18 protein-coding genes and 1 pseudogene are annotated in these 21,576 nt (G+C 64.2%); 9 read left to right on the top strand and 10 right to left on the bottom strand.

The features are described 5' to 3' along the window. Positions 1–107: 107 nt before the first annotated feature. The 3 genes from V3C33_15980 to V3C33_15970 all read right to left on the bottom strand — a co-directional run bounded on the left by V3C33_15980 (position 108) and on the right by V3C33_15970 (position 3,044). Positions 108–581 (bottom strand): ATP-binding protein, encoded by a 474-nt coding sequence (locus tag V3C33_15980; protein ID XAS66951.1) that lies wholly within the window; start codon positions 579–581, stop codon positions 108–110. A gap of 220 nt (positions 582–801) precedes the next feature. Then, the gene (locus tag V3C33_15975) at positions 802–1,470 is read right to left on the bottom strand and encodes a response regulator (GenBank protein XAS66950.1); all 669 of its coding nucleotides are present in this window, start codon (positions 1,468–1,470) and stop codon (positions 802–804) included. Then, positions 1,467–3,044 carry an ATP-binding protein gene (locus V3C33_15970; protein XAS69762.1) on the bottom strand — a complete coding sequence of 526 codons (1,578 nt, stop codon included), beginning with the start codon at positions 3,042–3,044 and terminating at the stop codon, positions 1,467–1,469. The genes V3C33_15975 and V3C33_15970 overlap by 4 nt, the downstream gene beginning before the upstream one ends. Before the next feature lie 306 nt (positions 3,045–3,350). On the opposite strand from V3C33_15970, the gene V3C33_15965 reads away from it, so the two are divergent. From V3C33_15965 to V3C33_15955, 3 genes are read left to right on the top strand one after another with little or no spacing between them, the layout of a single operon-like run. Continuing rightward, positions 3,351–4,361 carry a tripartite tricarboxylate transporter substrate-binding protein gene (locus V3C33_15965; protein XAS66949.1) on the top strand — a complete coding sequence of 337 codons (1,011 nt, stop codon included), beginning with the start codon at positions 3,351–3,353 and terminating at the stop codon, positions 4,359–4,361. Further along, complete coding sequence (locus tag V3C33_15960; GenBank protein XAS66948.1) at positions 4,358–4,861, top strand: tripartite tricarboxylate transporter TctB family protein; 504 nt, start codon at positions 4,358–4,360, stop codon at positions 4,859–4,861. The genes V3C33_15965 and V3C33_15960 overlap by 4 nt, the downstream gene beginning before the upstream one ends. Then, on the top strand, positions 4,861–6,471 hold the full coding sequence (locus V3C33_15955) for a tripartite tricarboxylate transporter permease (GenBank protein XAS66947.1): 1,611 nt from the start codon (positions 4,861–4,863) through the stop codon (positions 6,469–6,471). The genes V3C33_15960 and V3C33_15955 overlap by 1 nt, the downstream gene beginning before the upstream one ends. Positions 6,472–6,580: 109 nt before the next feature. Here the strand turns inward: V3C33_15955 and V3C33_15950 are convergent, their stop codons facing one another. Beyond that, positions 6,581–7,105 carry a gluconokinase gene (locus V3C33_15950; GenBank protein ID XAS66946.1) on the bottom strand — a complete coding sequence of 175 codons (525 nt, stop codon included), beginning with the start codon at positions 7,103–7,105 and terminating at the stop codon, positions 6,581–6,583. Positions 7,106–7,306: 201 nt separating this feature from the next. On the opposite strand from V3C33_15950, the gene V3C33_15945 reads away from it, so the two are divergent. Further along, complete coding sequence (locus tag V3C33_15945) at positions 7,307–8,041, top strand: FCD domain-containing protein (GenBank protein XAS66945.1); 735 nt, start codon at positions 7,307–7,309, stop codon at positions 8,039–8,041. 42 nt (positions 8,042–8,083) lie between these two features. Next, positions 8,084–8,482 carry a hypothetical protein gene (locus tag V3C33_15940; GenBank protein ID XAS66944.1) on the top strand — a complete coding sequence of 133 codons (399 nt, stop codon included), beginning with the start codon at positions 8,084–8,086 and terminating at the stop codon, positions 8,480–8,482. Between the two features lie 48 nt (positions 8,483–8,530). On the opposite strand, the gene V3C33_15935 is transcribed toward V3C33_15940, so the two are convergent. Both V3C33_15935 and V3C33_15930 read right to left on the bottom strand, forming a co-directional pair. Further along, positions 8,531–8,776, bottom strand: coding sequence for a DUF2630 family protein (locus V3C33_15935; GenBank protein ID XAS66943.1), 246 nt, complete (start codon positions 8,774–8,776; stop codon positions 8,531–8,533). A 172-nt stretch (positions 8,777–8,948) separates the two neighbouring features. Next, on the bottom strand, positions 8,949–10,157 hold the full coding sequence (locus V3C33_15930; protein ID XAS69761.1) for an ISL3 family transposase: 1,209 nt from the start codon (positions 10,155–10,157) through the stop codon (positions 8,949–8,951). Here V3C33_15930 and V3C33_15925 point away from each other — a divergent pair. Continuing rightward, a complete protein-coding gene (locus V3C33_15925) occupies positions 10,068–10,484 on the top strand; it encodes a hypothetical protein (protein XAS69827.1) in 417 nt (138 codons plus the stop codon). The two genes, V3C33_15930 and V3C33_15925, sit on opposite strands and share 90 nt — an antisense overlap. Positions 10,485–10,624: 140 nt before the next feature. On the opposite strand, the pseudogene V3C33_15920 reads toward V3C33_15925, so the two are convergent. The 4 genes and pseudogenes from V3C33_15920 to V3C33_15905 all read right to left on the bottom strand — a co-directional run bounded on the left by V3C33_15920 (position 10,625) and on the right by V3C33_15905 (position 18,401). Beyond that, positions 10,625–10,816, bottom strand: a pseudogene (locus V3C33_15920) (ATP-binding protein). A gap of 110 nt (positions 10,817–10,926) precedes the next feature. Continuing rightward, positions 10,927–13,836 (bottom strand): TIM-barrel domain-containing protein, encoded by a 2,910-nt coding sequence (locus V3C33_15915; protein XAS66942.1) that lies wholly within the window; start codon positions 13,834–13,836, stop codon positions 10,927–10,929. Then, positions 13,833–17,168 carry a TIM-barrel domain-containing protein gene (locus V3C33_15910; protein XAS66941.1) on the bottom strand — a complete coding sequence of 1,112 codons (3,336 nt, stop codon included), beginning with the start codon at positions 17,166–17,168 and terminating at the stop codon, positions 13,833–13,835. Before V3C33_15910 ends, V3C33_15915 begins: the two co-directional genes overlap by 4 nt. Before the next feature lie 30 nt (positions 17,169–17,198). Next, positions 17,199–18,401 carry an ROK family transcriptional regulator gene (locus V3C33_15905; protein XAS66940.1) on the bottom strand — a complete coding sequence of 401 codons (1,203 nt, stop codon included), beginning with the start codon at positions 18,399–18,401 and terminating at the stop codon, positions 17,199–17,201. A gap of 185 nt (positions 18,402–18,586) precedes the next feature. On the opposite strand from V3C33_15905, the gene V3C33_15900 reads away from it, so the two are divergent. From V3C33_15900 to V3C33_15890, 3 genes are read left to right on the top strand one after another with little or no spacing between them, the layout of a single operon-like run. Beyond that, entirely contained in the window at positions 18,587–19,801 is a 1,215-nt protein-coding gene (locus tag V3C33_15900) for an ROK family protein (GenBank protein ID XAS66939.1), read from the top strand. Then, the gene (locus V3C33_15895) at positions 19,798–20,763 is read left to right on the top strand and encodes a sugar ABC transporter permease (protein ID XAS66938.1); all 966 of its coding nucleotides are present in this window, start codon (positions 19,798–19,800) and stop codon (positions 20,761–20,763) included. Before V3C33_15900 ends, V3C33_15895 begins: the two co-directional genes overlap by 4 nt. Continuing rightward, the gene (locus tag V3C33_15890; GenBank protein ID XAS66937.1) at positions 20,756–21,571 is read left to right on the top strand and encodes a carbohydrate ABC transporter permease; all 816 of its coding nucleotides are present in this window, start codon (positions 20,756–20,758) and stop codon (positions 21,569–21,571) included. The genes V3C33_15895 and V3C33_15890 overlap by 8 nt, the downstream gene beginning before the upstream one ends. The last annotated feature ends 5 nt before the right edge of the window (positions 21,572–21,576 follow it).

Below are 21,576 nucleotides of genomic sequence, written 5' to 3'. Positions count from 1 at the left end.
CGGCAACGCTGCCGGGTGACACCGGCGCGACCGCGCAATGCCTGCGCAACCGGGCACCCCGCCGTCGTGCGTCTGCGTCCCGAATCGAAGCGGGGCTTGGCAGGCCTTCAGTCCAGAGGCAAAGTCACGGTCACGCACGTGCCGTTTCCGGGGCTGGAGGCAATGTCCATGGAGCCGCCGGCCTCGTGCACGGCCACAGACATCAGCCGCAGTCCGATTCCGTGGTGCCGGCCGCTCGTGGCGGCTTCGCTGTCGAAGCCGGTGCCGTCGTCGGTGACAGCCAGCCGGATGCCGTGGCTGACGGCTGCGAGGTGGACAGTGAGTTCGGAGGCCTCTGCATACTTGAAGGCGTTGCTCAGGGTTTCACGGGCGGCTTGGTAGAGCAGAGCTGCGGAAGCGGCGGGGATTTCAAGGCCATGGTGCGGTGTCTCCCAGTGCACCACAGTCCCGTGCCGGCGGAGCGGAGCTGTCAGTCGATCAATGCAGCCGGCAAGCCCGAGCGCGTGTAAGTCCAACGGATGCTGATCCGTGATGACACCGCGGACCGCGGTGACTTCGTCAAGAGCTGATTCTTCCCCCATGGTGGTCCTGCTTCCTTGCAGCCAGTGATGCTTTCTTTGATCGCGGGGGCTGGGTTCCCGCTGGTGATCCGTTGGCTTAAGGTTGGCCCGCCAACCGCAGGGACCCCGAAAGGTCCGCTCAAGATCTGCTCAAGTTTTTCCGCAGCGTCCATCTCCGCGGTGTCCGCTACGGAGTTGCTCGGGGCGCTTCACTGCCCGGGCCTCGCTCAGTTGCGGCGGCTTACTCCGCTTTCCAGGCGTAGCGGCGTTCGGGGCGGCCCACGCCGTATTTGAGCTTCACGTCCACGCGTTCCTCGTCGTTGAGGTGTTCGAGATAGCGCCGAGCGCTGACCCTCGACGTACCCAGCAGCATGGCCACTTCCGCGGCAGAAAGGTCGGACACGGCGGAGTGTAGGACGCGTTCCACGAGCTGCATTGTCTCGGCGCTGCAGCCTTTGGGGAGGGGCCGCTCGGTGCGGTCCAGGCCGAACACCCGGTTGACGTCCGATTGTTCCGCCACATCCTTGGACGAATCCAGGCCCTGATATGCGCTGCGGTAGTGCTCCAGCCGTTCCTGCAGGTCCGTTTGCGAGAAGGGCTTGATGAGATAGTGCACAATGCCGCCGCGGAGGGCCCGCCTGACGGTATCAACCTCCCGGGCGGCGCTTATCACCAGCACGTCCAGTTCGGGTGCGGCCTCGCGCAGGCGCTGCATCAGATCCAGCCCGTTGATGTCCGGAAGGTGGATGTCCAGGAGGACAAGATCGGGTTGCAGCCGTTGTGTCTCCACGAGCGCCTGGGCGCCGGTATGGGCCACCCCCACGACGGCGAAACCCGGGGTGCGCTGGATGAACCCGGCGTGCACTTTGGCCACCATGAAGTCATCGTCAACGATCAGGACGTTGATCATGACTCAAGCGTCCGGTGGAGTAACCGCGCAGTAAACACGGCGCCGTCGTCATTGTGCACGGTCAGTTCGCCACCGCGGCGCTGGCAGACAATGCGGGACAACGCGAGTCCATAACCCCGCCCGCCGCCGGCGGTGGCGCTTTTTGTGGTGAAGCCCTGGTGGAAGATTCGGTCCAGATCCTCCTGCGCAACGCCCGGCCCGGAGTCCCGGACCGTTACATTCACACGTTCCGGATCCTCCTCGATGAGCACCTCAACCGCGGCATCCGGTGTGTTGGTGACGGCGTCCAGGGCGTTGTCCACCAGATTCCCGACGACGGTGGTCAGGTCCCAGGACAGCTCTTCACTGATGCGGCCCAACCGGGAGCCGTCCGCCAGGTGGAGAGCCACCCCCCGCTCGGCGGCGGGGCTTGATTTGGCAATGAGCAGTGCTGCCAACGCGGGGTCCTCGATCCTGCTGGTTACTTCCTCGTTGAGGCGGGTACGGCTCAGGCTGGCGCCGTTGACAAACTGCACCACGGAATCGTATTCGCCGATCTGGATCAGCCCGGAAATGACGTGGAGCTGGTTGGCGAACTCGTGGGCCTGCGCTCTCAGGGTGTCCGTAGCCGTCCGGGTGGTCCCGAGCTCCCGTTCCAGGGAGGACAGCTCCGTGCGGTCACGGAGTGTTGTCACCGAGCCGATCACGCGCCCGTGGGAGAGCATGGGCATCCGGTTCAGGACCACCATGCGTTCGCCCACCAGGACAAGGCGGTCCGGTCCGGGCTGGTCCTGGGTCAGGACCTCCTGCAGAGCCGGTTGCACCGATACGCTGGCGAGATCCTTCCCCACACAGTCTGCGGGCAGCCCCAGGAGACGGCGGGCGCTGTCATTGACCACCGTAATGCGATGCTGCGGATCAAGTGCCACCACTCCCTCCTTGAGCCCGTGCAGCATGGCCTCCCTGTTCTCGACAAGGCCGGTGATCTCGCTGGGTTCCATGCCGAGTGTCTGGCGCTTGACCCGCCGGGACAGAAGCAAGGATCCTGCCACTCCCAGGACACTGGCCACGCCCAGGTAGGTCAGCAGGTTCGGCACAGCCTCGCCGAGGCTTTCCCACGCCGACGGGTAGTTCCGGCCCACCGACGCGATGCCCACCATGGCACCGCTCTCATCCAGCACGGGCACGTGTGCCGAGAGAATCGCGGCGCCCTGCGGGCCAACAGGCCCCGTCCAGGCCCGCCCGGACAACACCGCACTGTCCCCGAGCTCGAGTGCCCGTCCCACCTGTGCAGGGTCGGAAGAGGTCACCACCATCCGGTCTTTTCTGGCCAGGGCCACTTGAGAGGATCCGGAGACGGTCCGCACCGATTCGGCTACGGCCGGCAGCACCGATCCGCTTCCGAGTTCAGCATCCGGGAGCATGCCGCGGACTGTGGGGTTCGCGGCGAGGGCCTCAGCCGCAGACAGTGCGCGGCGTCCCTCGATCCGTTCAAAGCCTGCAGCGGACTGGGCCAGGGAGATCGCGACCACTGCGACGAGTACAGCCAAAACGATGAGGAGCTGTAAACGGAGGTATTGCCCTGCTAGGGACATTCCCCGCCGTCGAGTCATGTGCTGTCCTTCCGTGGTGTCCATGCCGGCCGTGCCAGGAATTGCGGCTTGGAGGGGAGGGCATCTGCGTGGTCCGCAACGCAGTTGGGTGAACTATACCGCAGACCCTGAAGGTGCTTCCCGCAGCCACCGTTCAGCCGTCACAACCCTGATTTTAGGGCCCCGGTCAGGGTCTGGAAACGTGAACGCAATGAACTTAACGTTCTCTGGTTACACAAGAGTGAGCCCCGTCACTTTCGGCCCTAGCATCGGTAGCACCCGATAGACACAATGAAATGAGGAACGAATATGCGCCATTTCAGCGCATTGCGTATGGCCGCCCTCGCGGCAGGTATCGCACTGGCGGCTTCCGGCTGCGGTGCCACCGGAAAGACAGCCGCGGACCCGTCGGCGTCCGGAGCGGCCGCCGGCCCCATCACCGAGCTCAGGATCCTGGTGCCGAACACTGCCGGCGGTGGCTACGACACTACGGCCCGGGTGGCGGCGAAGGTGCTCGACGACGAGAAGATCGCTTCCAACACCGAGGTCTTCAACCTTGCCGGTGCCGGCGGAACAGTTGGCCTGGCGCGGATCGTCAATGAAAAGGCCAACGGCGACCTCACCATGCTGATGGGCCTCGGCGTCGTCGGCGCCAGCTACACCAACAAATCCGAGTCAAAACTTACCGAGACCACACCTCTGGCGCGGCTCATTGAAGAGCCCGGCGCCATCATGGTGTCCAAAGACTCTCCCTACAAGACCATCGACGATCTCGTAGCGGCCTGGAAAAAGGACCCTTCCACCATCAGCGTCGGCGGTGGCTCTTCCCCGGGCGGCCCGGACCACCTCTTGCCCATGCAGCTCGCAGGTGCCGTTGGCATCGACGCGACCAAGGTCAACTTCGTCTCCTACGACGGCGGCGGTGACCTACTCCCGGCCATCCTCGGCAACAAGCTCGGCTTCGCTGCCTCGGGAGCGGGTGAATATCTTCCGCAGATCAAGTCCGGCGACATTCGCGTCCTGGCCACCAGTGGTGAAAAGCGGCTTGACGGCGTAGATGCCCCCACGCTCAAGGAATCGGGCATAGACCTGGTCTTCAGCAACTGGCGGGGCATCGTGGCACCTCCGGGCATCAGCGACGCCGACAAAGCAGGCCTGATTGCCGCTCTCGAGAAGATGCACGGCTCAGACGCCTGGAAGGAAGCACTGAAAAACCACAGCTGGACCGACGCATTCGTCACCGGCGACGAGTTTGCAACTTTCCTGACGGAGCAGGACAAGCGTGTTGCGGACGTGTTGACCAAGCTCGGACTGACGTGACCTCGATTTCATCCCGTCTCAAGGGCCGCTCCGAGCTGGGGGTTGCACTCCTGCTCGGGGCGGCCGGGGCCGTGGTTCTTTGGGATGCGTCCGGGCTGGCCACTCCGTACTCCAAGTCGGACCCCGTGGGACCCAAGACCGTTCCGTTCATCGTTGCCGGCCTGCTGCTGGTCTGCGCCGTGATGCTGGCCATCAATGTGCTCCGGGGCGGGCATGGTGAGGCCGAGGCCGGCGAGGACGTGGACCTGACGCACCCCGCCGACTGGCGCACCGTGCTTCCCCTGGCAGGGGCATTCATTGCCAACGTCGTGCTGATCGACTGGGCTGGCTGGGTAATTTCCGGCACCGTCCTCTTCTGGGGCAGCGTCTGGGCGCTGGGCAGCCGCCACTATGTGCGGGACGGACTGATCTCCGTGGCGCTGTCCCTGCTGACGTTCTACGGCTTCTACCTCGGCCTGGGCATCGCCCTTCCTGCCGGACTGCTCGAAGGGATTCTCTAGTGGACATCTTCTCCTCACTGATGGACGGGTTTGCCACGGCGCTGACGCCCGTCAACCTTCTCTACGCCCTGATCGGCGTTATCCTCGGCACGGCCGTGGGCGTCCTCCCCGGCATCGGGCCGGCCATGACCGTGGCCCTCCTGCTGCCTGTGACCTATGCCCTGGAACCAACGAGCGCGTTCATCATGTTCGCCGGCATCTACTACGGTGGAATGTATGGCGGATCCACCACCTCGATCCTCCTGAACACCCCGGGCGAATCCTCCTCCGTCATCACGGCCATCGAAGGCAACAAGATGGCCAAAGCCGGCAGGGCCTCGCAGGCGCTGGCCACGGCGGCCATCGGGTCGTTCGTGGCCGGCACCATCGGCACCACGCTGCTGGTGGTCTTTGCCCCGATTGTGGTCCAGTTTGCCGTCAGTCTTGGCGCTCCGAGCTACTTCTCGATCATGATTCTCGCGCTGCTGGCCGTCACCGCTGTGCTCGGCAGTTCGCGCCTGCGGGGCTTCGCCTCACTGGGCCTGGGCCTGGCCATCGGGCTGGTGGGCATCGACTCCGTCACCGGCCAGCGCCGCCTCACGTTCGGCCAGCCACTCCTGGTGGACGGACTGGACATCGTTGTTGTCGCCGTCGCGATCTTCGCCGTTGGCGAAGCACTGTGGGTTGCGGCCCACCTGCGCCGCACCCCGCTGCATGTCATTCCCGTGGGGCGGCCGTGGATGGGCAAACAGGACTGGAAACGGTCCTGGAAGCCCTGGCTGCGCGGAACGGCGTTCGGTTTCCCGTTCGGAGCCTTGCCCGCGGGCGGGGCCGAGATCCCCACTTTCCTGTCCTATGTGACGGAAAAGCGGCTGTCCAAACATCCCGAAGAGTTCGGACACGGCGCCATCGAAGGAGTCGCCGGACCGGAAGCGGCCAACAACGCCGCGGCTGCGGGAACCCTGACCCCCATGCTGGCCCTCGGTCTTCCCACGAATGCGACGGCGGCGGTCATGCTGGCCGCCTTTGTGCAGTACGGCATCCAGCCGGGACCGCTGTTGTTTGAAAGCCACGGACCGCTGGTTTGGGCGCTGATAGCCAGCCTCTTCATCGGCAACACCCTGCTCCTGCTGGTCAACCTGCCTTTGGCGCCGTTGTGGGCGAAACTCCTGCAGCTGCCCCGGCCCTACCTGTACGCGGGGATCCTGTTCTTCGCCACGCTTGGCGCCTATTCCGTCAACCTGCAGGCGTTCGACCTCGTTGTCCTGCTGGTCCTGGGCGCCCTCGGATTCCTGATGCGGCGGTATGGCCTGCCTGTCCTGCCCCTCATCATCGGCCTCATCCTGGGGCCGCGGGCCGAGGGTCAGCTCCGCAAGACCCTCCAGCTCAGCGGCGGGGACGTCTCGGGCCTGTGGAGCGAACCGATCGCAATCGGTGTCTACGTCATCGTTGCCCTCATCCTCGCCTGGCCTCTGCTGATGAAGCTCTGGCGGCGTACGCGCCCCAAGGCGCCGGCCGCCGTCGTGGTTATGGCAGGGGCGCCACTCGAGAGCACGGGTGATGAATCTGAAACCGAAACCGGTGCCCGCACCGAATCCACCCATGCCGCCCGGCGACAGGAGCAACCATGAGCGTCGTCGTCGGATACGTCCCCACGCCGGAAGGCGTGGCGGCACTGGAACGCGCCGCAGCTTCCTGTCCCGTCCTTGCCGTCAAGGCCAGCTGAAGCCGGCCGGCCGGCTAGCCAGCGTGCTTAAGGGCTACCAGAACGTCCTGCACGAGCTGTTCAGGAGACCTGGCGATATCCAGCAGCACGCTTCCGGCGGCCAGCTCTTCCGGGGTCAGCGGCTCCAGGGCAGCCAACTGGCTGGGCAGCAGCGTGACAGGCATAAAGTGGCCGGCCCGCCCGCGCATGCGCTCGCCCAGCAAGGCAGGGTGGCCGTCAAGATGGATAAAAACCACCTTGCCTTCGGCCTCGGCGAGGAGCGCACGGTACGTGTGCTTCAGGGCCGAACAGGTCAGCACGGTGCTCTTCCCGGCAGCGGACTGCGAGGTCATCCAGCCGCGGATGGACTGCAGCCACGGCCAGCGGTCCTCGTCCTGGAGGGGTGTGCCGGCGTTCATCTTGGTGATGTTGGACTGCGGGTGGAACTCGTCTGCCTCCGCCATGACCCAGCCAAGGTCCCGGGACAACGCCTCAGCGAGGGTGGATTTGCCGGCTCCGGCTACACCCATCACAACCAGGTGCATGGCAGGAAACTTCATTGTTCTACCTCCGTAGAAGACGTCGTTGGCTTCCAGAGGAAGCTCGAGCCAGCTGTGGGCAGCTGCGCCGGAAAATAAAGATAGCACCATTGGAATGCATTGGTAGTATCTTTTGTAACACAGGTCATACCTTTTCGGTTAGGTCGTCCAGGCTTGAACCAAGCTTGGACCAGGCGCCCCGGCGCAGAGGGAGGCTTATAGATGTCGACGGCGACAGAGCACAACCAGGGGACCAACGACGGCGACGCGTCGGTTCCGGCCCTGCATCTGAGAGTGCTGGACGCACTCGGGGAAGCCATCGTCTCCGGAGCGATGGCGCCGGGGCGGCGGCTGACCCTGGACGAACTGCAGCAGCAGTACGGCATCTCCCGGACGCTTGCCCGCGACACCATGCGTGTCCTTGAATCCATGAATCTGGTCTACTCCCGGCGCCGGGTGGGGATTGTGGTGCAGGAGCGCGGGCTGTGGAACGTGTTCGATCCCAAACTGGTGCGATGGCGACTCGCCTCCGATCGCCGGGCCGAGCAGTACAGCAGCCTGACGGAACTCCGGATCGCCGTCGAGCCGATCGCCGCGGCCGGGGCTGCGCGCCGGGCCAGCGCAGCGGAGCGCCGCGAACTTGCCGGGCTTGCCGCGGAGCTGCGGCGCCTGGGCGAGGCCGGTGAGCTCGAGGCATTTCTGGAGGTGGACATCGCCTTCCACCGTCTGCTCCTGCACAGTTGTGGCAACGAAATGTTCAAAGCCCTTGACGGGATGGTGGCCGAGGTCCTCTCAAGCCGGACGAGGCAAGGTTTGATGCCGTTCCGGCCCCGGCCCGAAGCGCTGCAGGCACACGAGGATGTGGCGGCGGCGGTGGCGGTGGGTGACGCCAGCACGGCAGAGACGGCGATGCATCACATCCTGGACGAAGTCCGGAGCGCAATGGGTCTGCAGTAGGTCCGGCCATCAGGCCGGCCGCCCGGCGGTAACATCGTGACCATGCCCGACGCTTTAGACATCGCAGGCCCCATTCTGGAACTGCTCACCTGGTTGTGCCTGCCGCTCGGCCTGATCCTGTTGGTGACTGTGGGGTCCATCCGGCGGTTCGGGTACCCATGGGTTGCGGCGGATGGTGTTGTTTACGCCGACGAAACCGGCACCGGCTTCCGCTGGTTCGACCACAAGTACCGGGTCCACCACGCGCCCATGTCACGGCACGACATTAAGGACATGGCAGCGGGGGACGCCGTCGTCATTTATTACCTGCTCAACAGGCCGTCACAATGGCAGACCGCTGTGCCGGAGATTCCCTGGAAGACCGCCGGCATACTGGGCTGGCTGCTCGCCGGAATCGGTGCCGCGGCCCTGGTCTCCGGTTACGTTCTTCCGCTGTTCTGATGTTTTGCATCACCCGGCAGTCCGGCTGCTGGTCTGCGGGCACCGAGGCTACTGCCGGTAGCCTTCAACCTCTTTGACGGGCCTCTCGGTGGCCTCGTTCGGGTTCTCGCCGGATTCCTTCTTTGCCCGCCGCTGCCGGAGCAGGTCCCAGCACTGGTCCAGACTCTCTTCGAGGCGGCGCAGGCGCTCGCCGCCGGTACCGGCACCGCCGTCGTCCGCTTTTGATCCGTCACGGAGGTCATGCTCTTCCTGCACCAGCTCCGTAATTCGCTGGAGAATGTCCTGATCGTTCACAGTGGCCTCTTTCCTTGCGCATGAGCTTCCACCCAACAGGCTACTGAGGGACGCCGGTTGTGGCCAGAGAGACGGGAACGCTTTGCACTGCCGTGGGCAGAGCCCCGGCCAGGATGAGCCGGCCGGGGCGCTGCTGCTTTCCTTAGCCCTGCTGATTAGCGGCTCTTCGTAATTAGGCATGGTTGGCGGGTTTCACCCGGTACGGTCGGTGACCGCCTGCACTGAGCAGATTGCGCAACCGGTAGTTGGAGAAGTTCCGGAACCCGCGAGCAATCCGCCGCGTCGTTTCAATGACCCCGTTGACGGCTTCGGTGGGTCCGTTCGAGGCGCCTTGGGTCTTGAAATAGGCGAGGATTTCTTCCCGCCAGGATTTCAAGGTGCGTCCGAGTCTGGCTATCTCTGGGATCGGACAGCGGGGGAATGAGGCCAGGGCTTTGGCCACGAGTTCACGTCCGCGTTCCGGAGCCACATGGTAGATCGCGCGGACTTGTTGATAGCACTGCCAGGCGAGAGTCACTTCGTGGTTCGGGTCCCCGTTCTCGAGCTTGGCATCCAGCCGGGCGACCTGCTTCTGGGTGAGATGCTCGGCACCGACCTGCAGGGTCCGGCGGATCCCGTAGAGCGGGTCGCCTGTGCGTCCTCGATGGCCGAGCGTGTCTTGCTGCACCCGACGACGGACCTCATCGACCATCGCGGAGGCAAGTTTTACTACGTGGAAAGCATCAAGGACCTGGATGGCGTCGGGCAGTTCGTCACGGATCGCGTTGGCGTAGCCGCGGAACGGATCCAGGGTTGCGGTCTTGACGCCGGCCCGGAATTCCGGGGTTTGTGCCTTGAGCCAGTCCGCGTACGTTTTCCCTGAACGGCCCTCGACAAGGTCAAGTAGTCGGGCATGAACAACCCCGTTGGCGTCGCGGGTGTGATCGATGATGCCGGTGACCATGCCAGAACCGGGGAACCCGGTATGGACCCAGACATGCTCGTCAACACCCAACGCATCAACTCCAGCTAGCCTGCCAGCGGCAGTAGTGCGGCGTGCTGCCTCGGCCTGCACGGGTTTCCAGAGCGTGTGCCAGGAGACTCCGAGCTGGTGGGCCAGTGCCGAGACCGACGTGTCATAACGGGAGAGCGCATCCGTGGCCCAGAGGACGGCCCGGGTGGTCAGTTTCGCCTTCGCTGGCGCCAACGCATGCGTCTCAGTGAAGGTACCGGCCGGGCAACCGGGATCGGCGCACCGCCACACCCGTTTGGCCCAATCCAGCCGGACAGGGCGGCCATGGGAGGGCGTGTCATGGAGGCGAACAACGCGGCGTCCGTGGCCAATCGCAACCACACCACAGAGCGGACAGCCGGCAAGGATCTGGTCGGTTTCAACGGTGATGATTTGCTCACGGACAGTGTTCTCAACGACGGTGACGTGAATGCCCGCGACATCGAGAAGGGCATTGGCATGAGCGCACCAGCCCGGGCAACAACTAGCATTATTCATGTCAGGGTTTCTTGTGAATGTTTGCTTTGGTCGCTAACTATTCAAAGAGACCCTGACGTCTCTTCCGCACAGCCACGCCGCAACGGGGTCATTGAAACGACGCAGCCCTCCTTGGAACGTGGACGTGGTTCATTTTCCGGGCAGCGCCTCAGTTTTTTGAAGTCGAAAGAGCCACCCGCTGAGGTGGCTCTTTCGTTTTCTCCGGTGTTCTCGTTGTAGATCATTTTGGCGTGTTGACGGATTTTGTGGGACGCCCCGGAATTCGTGAGGCGCCCTGATCGTGTGTTCCACGTGCTCAGCCAGATGCCTGCGTAGTGATGGAGCAGGATTGCGCGTTTAGGGTTCCTCGCCCCCGTGATCAACCCAATGACAAGCGTTGAGCGTGCCGCCTCAATGACGTCGTCGGTGATGGTGCTGAGTTCATTGATTTTCATGACCCGTTCGACCTGGGTGAAGAGCCGGTCGATGAAGGGGAAGTTGCTTCGGGTGATTCTCGCGACGGCGGCGACGGCCGGGGCATCAGTGAAATCCTCCGGGTGCAGGGTCTGTCCGCGCGGCCCTCTGACCCTGTCCGTCTTCTATTGTTGATGCGCGCTCACGGCCTCGTGGTCGTGCATGCCGGGTCGCCGCGGGCCTCACGGACCATTCCGGTCCCCCGGCATTAGAATCCTCCCGACGTCGCGCCGGCAGACCCTGAGGATGGGGTCGTGAAGGTCGAGTTGGAGCCGGCCTGCCAGGCGTCTGCGGAGGCCGGGTAGTTGGAATCCTGGCGCTTAATGCACTTCCACTCGATGGCAGTGTTCGGCGGAAGGTCGCTGATCGTTCCGGTCCAGGTGGGGTAGGAGGTGGGGCCGAGCTTGACGGCGCTGGCCGGTGACCAGTTCCCCAATCCGGGGACGTTGCCCACGACGTAGACCGACTGCCCGCTGGTGGTGGTGCCGTTTGAGCAGGTGAAGCTGGCTGATACCGGGGTCTGGCCGAGCGTGAACTGGAACGACTTCGCGGTACCGACCGCGGCCCTGTCGGATTTAGCGACGACGAGGTTCCCTCCGGCGTTGTACCAGCCGCTAGCGGCGGCATCGAAGGCTGCCTTGTTTGCGTACGGGGTCAGCGGCATTCCGTTCAATGTCACGGCGGAGGCCTGGGTTTCGTCGGTGACGAGCTGGACAACGTTCTTCCGGCTGTCCGGCGCCCCGGTATAGGTTCCGGACGCCGCGGCGATGTTCACGGTTTCGGTGGACCCCGAGAGTTGCTGGGTGATGCCGGTTAGGCGTTGCGCCCCGGTTTGGTAGTTGACCGATGTGCCGTCGTCTTCGGTGAGGGTGAAGTTGGAGGCGTTGGTGTCGGGGTAGACCTGGGCGACGAGCTCGTTGCGGGTGGTAGCGTCGGTGCGGGCGCCTGTGACGTTCATGGTTTTGTCGTCGACGTACATCTTGGGCAGGATCGCCCCGGCCTTCGCGAACGCGGGGAGCTGGAAGACTCCGTTGGTCCACTCGGGCAGGTTGTTCACCCACTGGCCGGTGCTGACGTACTTCTTGTTCGTGTGGTAGTCGTACCAGGTTCCGGCGGGCAGGTACATGTTCCTCTGCCGTTCGCCCGATGCAGCGACAACTCCGACCAGCATGTTCGGGCCGATCATCTTCTCGCTGCCCATTGTGCGGACGTTGGGGTCGTTCTGGTAGTAGTACACCAGCGGGGGGGCGAGGGGGTCTCCGGTGCTGTAGGCGTTGTGCGCCACGGAGTAGTAGTAGGGGGTGAGCTCGTAGCGCTGGCGGAGGTTGGCGAGGTTGCTGGGGGCGTCGCCGATCTTGTCGGGGGCCGTCTGCTGGCAGTTGCAGGTGTTGTCGGTGTGGGGGCGGATTGGAACGTCGAACCACGCGGAGTTCGCGAACCACTGGGTGTAGATCTCGTTGATGTCGGACCCGGCGGTGGCCTCGTCACGGTGGAAGCCGCCGATATCGGAGCCGAAGTAGTCGATGCCGGACATCGACATGTGCGCCTGGACGTTGGCTTGGTCAGCGAGGGCGGTCATGCGGGTGGCGATGTCACCGGACCACATGGCTGCGCCGGCGCGCTGGATACCGGCAGCCCCGGAACGGGAGAGTAGGAAGGGCCGCTGGGTTGAAGAAGCAGCGGTGTACCCTTTGGCGACACTGTTGGCCCATTTCAGGGCGTACAGGTTGTGGTAGTCGGCGTGGGCGTGCTTTCCAGGTAGCAGGCCTGCGGTCCAGTCGTTGGAGTCGTACATCTCGGGTTCGCCGAGGTCGAGCCAGTGGCCGAGGATGCCCATGTTGGCCAGGGGCAGCTCTTTGGTCGTGGCCCAGTATGCTCCCGCGGCCGGCTGGGTCCAGTCGATCATGCCGCCGCGGCCCCACCAGTCGTTGGCGGTGAGGTAGACGGGGGCGCAGGCGGAGCAGCCGGCGCGGGCCAGGTAACCCTGATTGGCCAGGTTGGAGTGTTCCGGGAGTCCCTTGCCGATGTAGGACTCTTCGATGGTCATCAGGCCGATGCCCTGGGTGTCTCGGTAGTCGGCGACCTTGGCTGCGGCGTTGGGGAAGTTGGTCGGGTCGAACTGGAGGGTGCCCATCTTGGTGTTGTCGGAGCCGGCGGTGACGCCGCCGAACCATTGCACGTCGAGCATAAACCCGTCGACGGGGAATTTGTCGGCGCGCAGGCCGGCCAGGGTGTTGTCGATCTCAGTCCAGTTCTTGTAGCCGTATTGGGAGTTCCAGAGCCCGAATGCCTTCTGCGGGGGCACGGGCGGGCGGCCGGTGAGGTTCATGAAGCTCTTGCGCAGCTCGGGCAGGCTGGGACCGGTCATGACGTACCAGCGCAGCTGGTCACCGTAAGTGTCCACGGTCCAGGGGTCTGCGGTGAGGTTCCAGTCCTGCTTGTAGACCTGGTCGACGAACAGCCCGTAGTTGGCGTTGTTGGCGCCGACGGCGAACAGGACGGGGATCTGGGTGTTGCCGACCGGGCCGTTGTCGACGTCGTAGTTCATGGTGTTGCCGTAGGCGCCGGGGGAGGAGCGGTCGATTCCAACCCTGTCGCCGTCGGCATGGCCACCGGTGGGGAACGACTCGCCGAGGCCGTAGGCGTTCTGCATGGCGGACTTGGTGAAGGACAGTCCCTTCCACGCTGCTGTCAGGTTCCGGGGGCAGACGGTGTGCAGCAGCAGGGCTGGGCTGCGGGTCAGGTCCGCGACGTCGGCGCACATGGTCGTAGTGTTGACGCTGACCTGGACGTGCGCGGTGCTGACGGTCGAGCCGGTCAGGGTGAAGGCGGTGGGGCCGGCATAGGTGGTCCCGGCGACCTGGTCGGTGGAGGGGATGGCCGCACCGGCTCCGGGCCCGGCGCCGGTGCCCAGTTCGAAGTGGACCAGGTCGTCGCTGAGGAATTCGGCGACCAGGTAGTCGCCGGCGCCGGTGAACTGGACGCGCTGGATCCCTGCCGCGTGGGCCGGGACGGCGGTCACAAAGGCGGCCCCGGCGGTGGAGGCGAGCAGCAGCATCACTCCGACGAGGATCCCGCTGAGGCGGTCTCGCTGGCGGTTCAGGTGCAGGGCGGTCATGGCCGTGCCACCGTGAGGTTGTCGAGGTTGACGGCGGCGGTGTTGGCCGTGTCGTAGGAGATCTTCACTGAGTGCCGTCCTTGGGTGAGGATGGTGGTGATGGTTGCGGTGCCCCACGTGTCCCAGTTAGCCAGGCTGGGGAGTGTGAGGGTTCCCACGGAGGTTCCGTCGACGTAGATGGTCCGGGTGGCTGGCCCGCCTGTGGCGTTCGCGTAGCGGAAGGCGAGCTGATGGGTGCCGGTGGCGTTGGCGCTGATGTCGAAGGTCAGCGAGGAACCTGAAGTGTTGAAGCCGTCGACGAAGCCGGTGCCGGTGTATCCGGCGTGGTTGGTGTTGACGGTGGTTCCTGTTGCGGTGGCGAATTCCGCCTCGTATGCGCCCTTGTCGACCCCGGAGAGCACGACGGTGCGGGTGGTGGTCCCGGAGGCGAGCTTGACGAGGGTGAACTGTTGGACGGGGTCCCAGTACCAGCCGGTTGCCGCGGCTGTGAGGCCACTGAGGGTGCTGTAGGCGGTCAGAGGTGTCCCGTCGACTGTGACGGTACTGGGGATGGTGGTGTTGACCTGGAGGATTGCGGCGGTGGCGAGCTGTGGCAGGGTGGCGGTGACCTGGTGGCCGCTCCAGTTCTCGGCGCTGGTGACCTGCTTGACGCTGCCGGCTGTGTCGTCGAAGTAGTCGGCCGAGGTGGATCCTGCGGGGTAGATCCGGAATACGAGATTCGTGTAGTTGTAGACGTCGTTGCCGATGTTTCCGCCGTACTCGTAGTTGGCGTTGAGGTTCAGCGGGATGATTGCGCCGTCGCGGGCGTAGACGGGGATGGTCGAGGTGTCGGCGTTGTAAGTCTTGGTGCCGGGACCGGAGGCCTTGCCACCGTTAGTGACGTCGTGCCATTCCCCTCCCGGGAGGTAGAGAGTCACCGAGGTCGCTCCTTGAGTGGTGATGGGGGCCACGAGCAGCTGGCGCCCGAACATGTATTGCATGTCCAAGGGCGCTGCCGAGGCGTCGCCGGGGAAGGCGAGCCGCATGGTCTGCAGCAGAGGCAGCCCGGTCAGGGAGGCGTTCTTGGCCTCGGTGTAGAGGTACGGGATGAGGTTCATCCTGGTGTTGGCGAACTTGCGGAAGGTGGGGATCACCGTGGTGTCGCCGGTGCGGGCCTGCACGTTCCAAGGGGTCCGAGCCTCTGACGAGGTGGGATTGGATTTCTCCGAGTGGTACTGCATCATCGGGGAGTAGGTCTGCTGGGCGGCCGCCCGGAGGTACAGTTCGCTGCTGGGGAAGGTCCCGGTGAAGCCGGCCATGTCCCAGGCCCAGAACGCGATGCCGGACTCCCCTCCGCTGAGCCCGGCGCGCAGGGCCTGCTGGAAGGCCGAGAAGGTGGAGGCCTGGTCGCCGGCCCAGTAGATCGAGTGTGCCTGGGCGCCGGCCGTGCCGCCGCGGCTGAAGAGGACCCCGTTGCCATTCTTCTTGGTCTGGACGTAGGTGCCATAGGCGCCGGTGTAGGCGTTGGTGTAGCCGTTGTGCATCTCGTCGCCCTTGCGGCCGTCGGCGAAGGTGGCGTTGCGGCCGAAGATCATCTCGCCGCCGTCTGTCTTCATGCCGTCGATGCCGACGTCGTCGAAGAGATAGGCGCGTTTGCTCATCCACCAGGCGGTGGCCGCGGCGTTGGTGAAGTCGGGCATGGTGCTGTTTCCGAACCATTCCCCGGTGGGGATCCGGTATTGCGCGCCGGCTCCGTCTCCGACCAGGTATCCCTGGGCGGTGGCGTAGCTCTGGTCGTTGAGGTGTTGCTGGGGCGGGGTGGAGGGGTTGGTGTCGAAGTTCTGCTTGAGCACGGGGATCTGCCACAGGACGACCTTGATGTTCTGGGCGTGGGCGGCGGCGACCATCGACCTGGGGTCGCTCCATTCGCCGCCGGACGGGAAGGTGAGGTCGGAGTAGGTCAGGGCCGCGCTGCCGGGCTTGGCAGTGTAGGTGGCGCCGTGCCAGACGTAGAAGGTGGCCTCGTCGCTCCACTGCTCGAGGACCAGGACGCTGTGCGGGATGTTGTAGCTGGTGACGTTGCCCAGCTCGCTTGTCACTTTCGTCTGGGTGTTCCACTCGTTGGCGGACATCCACAGGCCGAAGGCCCACTTCGGGGGGAGCCAGGGCCGGCCGGTGATCGTCGTGTATGCGTCCAGGATGTTGGCCTGGGTACCCGTGAGAAAGTGATAGTCGACTGTGGAGTCGAGGGCGCCGCCGGTGTCGACGGTGAAGCCGACCATGTCGGCGAGGTAGGTGCACACGTTGAACAGGGAGTAGCGCGTGCTGGGGACGTACACCCCGTAGCCTGCGGAGTTGGTGAAGAACGGCACCGACATGTAGGTGCGGTGGGTGGGGCCTTGGTCCTGGTACTGGTTATAGACGTAGTTGTCGACGTCGTGGCCGCGCTGGTCGAGGTAGTCGTACCGTTCGCCGAAACCCTCGAACCGTTCTCCAGCCGGGGTCAGCCAATGGTCCTCGATCTTGGTAACGGTGGTGGCGCCGTCGCTGGCCCATCCGGTGTTGCGGAATTTGGCCGGGTCATACTGCTGGGCAATCAGCGTGGTGCCGTCGGCCTTGTAGACAGAAACGCGGTAGGGGCTCTTCTGGATCTTCACTTGCAGCGCGCTGGTGGCCAGCTGCAGCGTGGTGCCGGTGTCGGTGACGGTGTAGCTCGTGGCGCTTGTGATATTCAGGCCGGTGCCGTGGGGTGCGATCTGGACGTGGAAGCGGTCTGGTGCGGGGAAGGTGTAGCGGATCTTGGGGGAGAAGCTGCCGGAGGTGTCGCTGACTGTGACATCGACCGAGGTGCCGTTGTTGGTGTAGCCGCGGACGTTGCCGGTGCCGGACCAGTCCGTGACCGCGAAGCTGTACGGGCCGCTGGTGATGGCGCCGGTTCCGTCGACGTTGGCGTGGATGGTGTAGGTGATCTGGTCGCCCCTCGCGAAGGACCCAAGGTTCACCTTCCAGTAGCTGTTGTTGCCGTTGTTGTAGTCGAAGGAGCAGCCAACGTCAGTCTGGGCGACCCCGTTCTTGGACCAGGAGACCCAGCACGTCTGCCCGGGGGAAATCGGCCACGTGGCCGAGTGCAGCTGGACCGTCTGGGTAGACATCGGGTCACGCGGACCGCGTTCGGTCGGCGTGGTGCTGTATAGCTGGTCGTAGCCGGTGGGCCCGTGGAAGACCCCGCTGATGGTGCCAGCTTTGGCCGACTCTGCGCCGAAGACCGCCGGCAGCAGGGCCAAAGGCACCGCGCCCAGGATGCCGAGGACTGCTGTGCGGCGGGATAATGTCGGCGTGACGGAAACGGACATCGTTGCCCTGCTTTCTTTTGAGAGTGAAGCTCACCCAGCGGAGCGGCCGATGAGGGTCGGCTCGTCGCTGTTCAAGCGGAGGTTGGGTTCGAACAGCTCGTTGAGCAGGAGGCTTGCGGCTCCGCGTGCCCAGGCCTCGTCGTCCCAGGCCTCGGCGTGGATCGAGAGCCCGTCCTGCAATCCGTCGAAGACAGTCTCGTTGAGCGCACGGCGGAACGCGGGCATGATGAGGTCGAGATTATGCGTGCCTTCGCCGGCCAGGAGGAGCCGGTCGGGGTTCAGGATGTTCACGACGTTGCCGACAGCTTGGCCCAGATGCTGGCCGGCCTTGGCGAAGACCCGCGCTGCACGCTCGTCCCCGTCCCGGGCCATCGTGCCGGCCTCGTCGACCGTGACGCGTCGTCCCAGCTCACCCGCGAGGGATCCCAGGAGGGCCGGCTCGCCGATCACGGCCTCCAGGCAGCCGCGGCCACCGCACTCGCACTCCGGGCCTTCGGGCACCACCTTCATGTGGCCGAGCTCGCCGGCACCTCCGCGGCTGCCCCGGAACAGGCGCCCGTCGAGCACCATGCCCATGCCGACGCCGCGTCCTATGGTCACGACAGCGAAGTTCTTCACGCCCCGTCCGGCCCCCCAGCTCTGCTCACTCGCCACCAAGGCGTTGACGTCGTTGTCGATGAGAACCGGCAACCCGATCGCCTCTGAGAGCCGTTTGGCGAGCGGTTCGTTGCGCCAATCGAAGTATGTCGCGTGGCGCACACTTCCCTCATCCCGGTCGATCACCCCGCCCATGCCCAGCCCAACGCCGAGGATCCGGCCATGGCCGGCGGGAGCAAGCGCTTCGACTGCACTGACGATGCCTGCCACTACCGCGCCGGGCGTCGGGAACGCCAAAGCGGCGTCGGCTCGGGCCACGACGTTGGCGTCCAGGTCCGTCAGGACGCCGATGGCCCGGTTCTCGGTCAGTTTGATGCCGACGACGTAGCCAGCGCGTTGACGCAAGCCAAGGAGCACCGGTGGCCGCCCTCCCGCCGATGCGCCGGTGGCCCGCTCTTCGACGAGGCCTCGGTCTATGAGCCGTGACGTGATGGCAGTGACCGTCGGCCCGCTGAGTCCAGTGCTCCGTACGATGTCCGCGCGGGAATGGAGCGACTCGCCGCGCAGCTCCGCGAGCACGAGGGCCTCGTTGATCTCCCTGATCAGCCCTTTGTTGCCCGCCCGGTCGATCCTCACAGCGCACGCCACCTTTCCGAAGTAACTAAATTAAGTTGCCGAACAAACGCTAGGGCAGTGCGGGCTACTCCGCAAGAGGAATTTCCTGCTCGGACCAGGAAGCAGTCTTTGAGCATCGGAGACCCCTTGACGTGAGATGCATCATAGTTCTAATCTTCATTTAGTCGTAAATAAAGGAGAATACAATGGTTCGGCCGAGCGGCAACGCTGACGTTACGCGGTCTGCGATCCTGGCATTTCTTGGTACCTCCGGAGGTGCGTCCCGGGCTGACTTGGCAAGGGCACTTGGCGTCTCCCCGGCTCTTATGACCCAGCTCATCAAAGAGCTCATCGCGGATGGCCTCGTGAGGGAGCTGTCAATGTCTCCCTCCAGCGGCGGTCGTCCTGCACGGATGCTGGGCCTGGCCACCGCTGCAGGGCGCGTGGTGGGTATGAAGATCTCGAAGGATCATGTTGCGTTCGTTGAAACGGAACTTAGCGGGCATGTAGTACGGTCCGGCAATAGGGCATACGACGCTTCCTCGATCACATCGCTTTCCGACGTCGTCTCACTGGTCCATTCATTCGTTGGCGAAGACCGTGTCACCCCCCTTCTGGGAATAGGCGTCGGTGTTCCCGGATCGGTGGACGCGCAGGGTAGTGGTGTTGTTGATTCAAGCCTCCTGGGGTGGCGGCAGGTACCGCTTGGTGCGGTTCTGAGCCGGGAGCTCCATGTTCCGGTCCTGGTGGAGAACAATGTCAACGCCCTCGCTGTAGCCGAACGGCTCTATGGGTCAGGCCGCGAGCATGCGGAGTTTCTGGTTGTGACGATCGGCGAAGGCGTCGGCGCGGGGTTTGTCACCGGCGGTGCAGTCGTGCGCGGCAGCAGGGGCGGTGCCGGCGAAATCGGCCACATACCCGCAGTTGCGGATGGACCTCTTTGCACCTGCGGTAACCACGGATGCATTGAGGCCCTGATTGGGGAAAAGACACTCGTCGCGCATGCGCGGCAATCCGGAATCATTTCGTCATCAGAGACCATGGCAGATCTGCAAGAGCGCGCAAACGACGGTGACCCCCTCGCCCAAGATATTTTCAGGGGAGCCGGTCAGCCGCTGGGTCGAATCGTCGCTGGTCTCGTGCAGATCCTGGATCCGGAGATTGTGATCGTCAGCGGGGAAGGAACCCGCGGATGGCGCCACTGGGCAGCAGGATTCGAACGATCTTTCCGGGGTGCCCTAACGGCAGACCGCAGGAGCATCCCCGTGATCGTCGAGTCCTGGGACGACGAGGCTTGGGCGCGCGGAGCCGCTGCACTCGTGGCGTCTGCGCCCTTCTACAGCGAAGAAAGTTCAGGCGAGCAGGGGAGACGGGTTCGTGCCCGGCTTACCCATGTACCCGTGGAGGTAGGAGGATTGTGACCGCTCTACAAGACTCGAGGTCCGGCCGCCCCGGACCGGCGGCAACAACGAAGCGCTACCGAGGACCCGGGGTTCGGCGTAAAGCAACCGGCACTCGACTCAAATACGGGCTGACTGTCGCCGGTTTCCTCATCCCGAGCGCGTTGCCACTGTTGTTCTTCACCATCATTCCCATGTTTTCCGCGTTCTGGATCAGCCTGAATCAATGGAATCTAGTCGGCCCGATGAAATGGGTGGGCCTCGAGAACTACGGCAAGCTCATCAGCGACCCCGGCACGCAGGGCGCCTTCCTGCACACCATCTATTACATCGCCGGATACCTGCCGCTTGTGTACATCGGCGGGCTGGCCATAGCGCTTGCCCTCAATTCCCGAATCAGGGGACGCAGCATGATGCGCGGCCTTTACTTCCTCCCCGTGGTGACCAGCTGGATCGTCGTTGCACTTGTCTGGCGTTGGCTACTGAATCCCAGCACGGGAATCGTCAACTGGCTACTTGGACTCATCGGGGTGACAGGGCCGGGGTGGTGGACAGACCCGGCATGGTCCATGCCTTCGATCATCGTGGCTTCCGCGTGGAAGGACCTTGGCTTCGTCATGGTGATTCTGCTCGCCGGCCTCCAAGCCATTCCGGAGGACCTGTATGAGGCCGCGACCGTCGACGGCGCCGGCCGGTGGAGGCGGCTGTTCAGCATTACGCTTCCCATGCTTTCCCCTTCGACCTTCTTTGTCATTGTGTTGTCGCTGATCAACGGATTCCAGGTATTTGACCAGGTCTATGCCATGACCGGAGGCGGCCCCAACAACTCTTCCCAGGTCGTGGTCCAGCAAATTTATGACCTTACCTTCCGGTACGGCAGGGCCGGCGAAGCATCGGCACTGTCATGGCTACTGTTCCTTTTCATCCTGGTCATCACTCTGATTCAGGTGCGCGGTCAAAAGAAATGGGTGCACTATGCGTAAGCAGCGTCCCTCGATCACTCTGAACATTCTCGTCTTCGTTGGCGCCCTCATGATGGTCTTCCCCTTCCTATGGGCGTTCGTAACGTCCATCAGCCCCGGGGCCGGCCTGTCCGCCACCCCGCGGCTGATTCCGGAAAACCCATCGCTGTCCGCCTACGCCCAGCTGCTCCAACGGCTCCCATTTGCCCAGATCGTGCTCAACAGCCTCATTCTGGCTGTCCTCACAACGTTGTTCCAGCTTGTCACCAGCTCACTGGCCGCCTATGTCTTTTCCCGGATGCCGTTCAAAGGACGCAACGCCGTGTTCGCCGTGTATCTGGCCACCATGATGATTCCACTTCAGGTTCTTGTCGTCCCGTTGTTCGTGGAAATGAAAAGCCTGGGCCTTATCGATACCTACCTCGGCGTTCTGTTGCCGGGCATTGCCAGCGCCTTCGGCGTGTTCCTCCTACGGCAGGCAATGAATTCGGTGCCGCAGGACCTAGACCAGGCCGCGACATTGGACGGCGCAGGCCACTTCCGAATCTTCGGTCTCATTGTCCTGCCCTTGGTCCGTCCAGCGCTGGCGACACTGACGGTGTTCGCGTTCCTGAACAGCTGGAACAGCTTCCTATGGCCGCTGATCATCCTGCGCACCCCCGCAATGAAAACCCTCCCCGTTGCACTGGCAGGACTCCAAGGCCAGTACACCACCCAGTGGGACATCGTCATGGCCGGATCAGTCGTCAGCGTCCTGCCAATGCTCGCCCTCTACATCTTCACGCAGAAGTACATCATCCAAGGGGTCGCGGGCACCGGACTCAAATAGACCGG

Source organism: Micrococcaceae bacterium Sec5.7, from assembly GCA_039636785.1.
Classification (GTDB): domain Bacteria; phylum Actinomycetota; class Actinomycetes; order Actinomycetales; family Micrococcaceae; genus Arthrobacter.
Note: the sequence above shows the minus strand (reverse complement) of the source record. Positions and strands in the feature narration are given on the sequence as shown.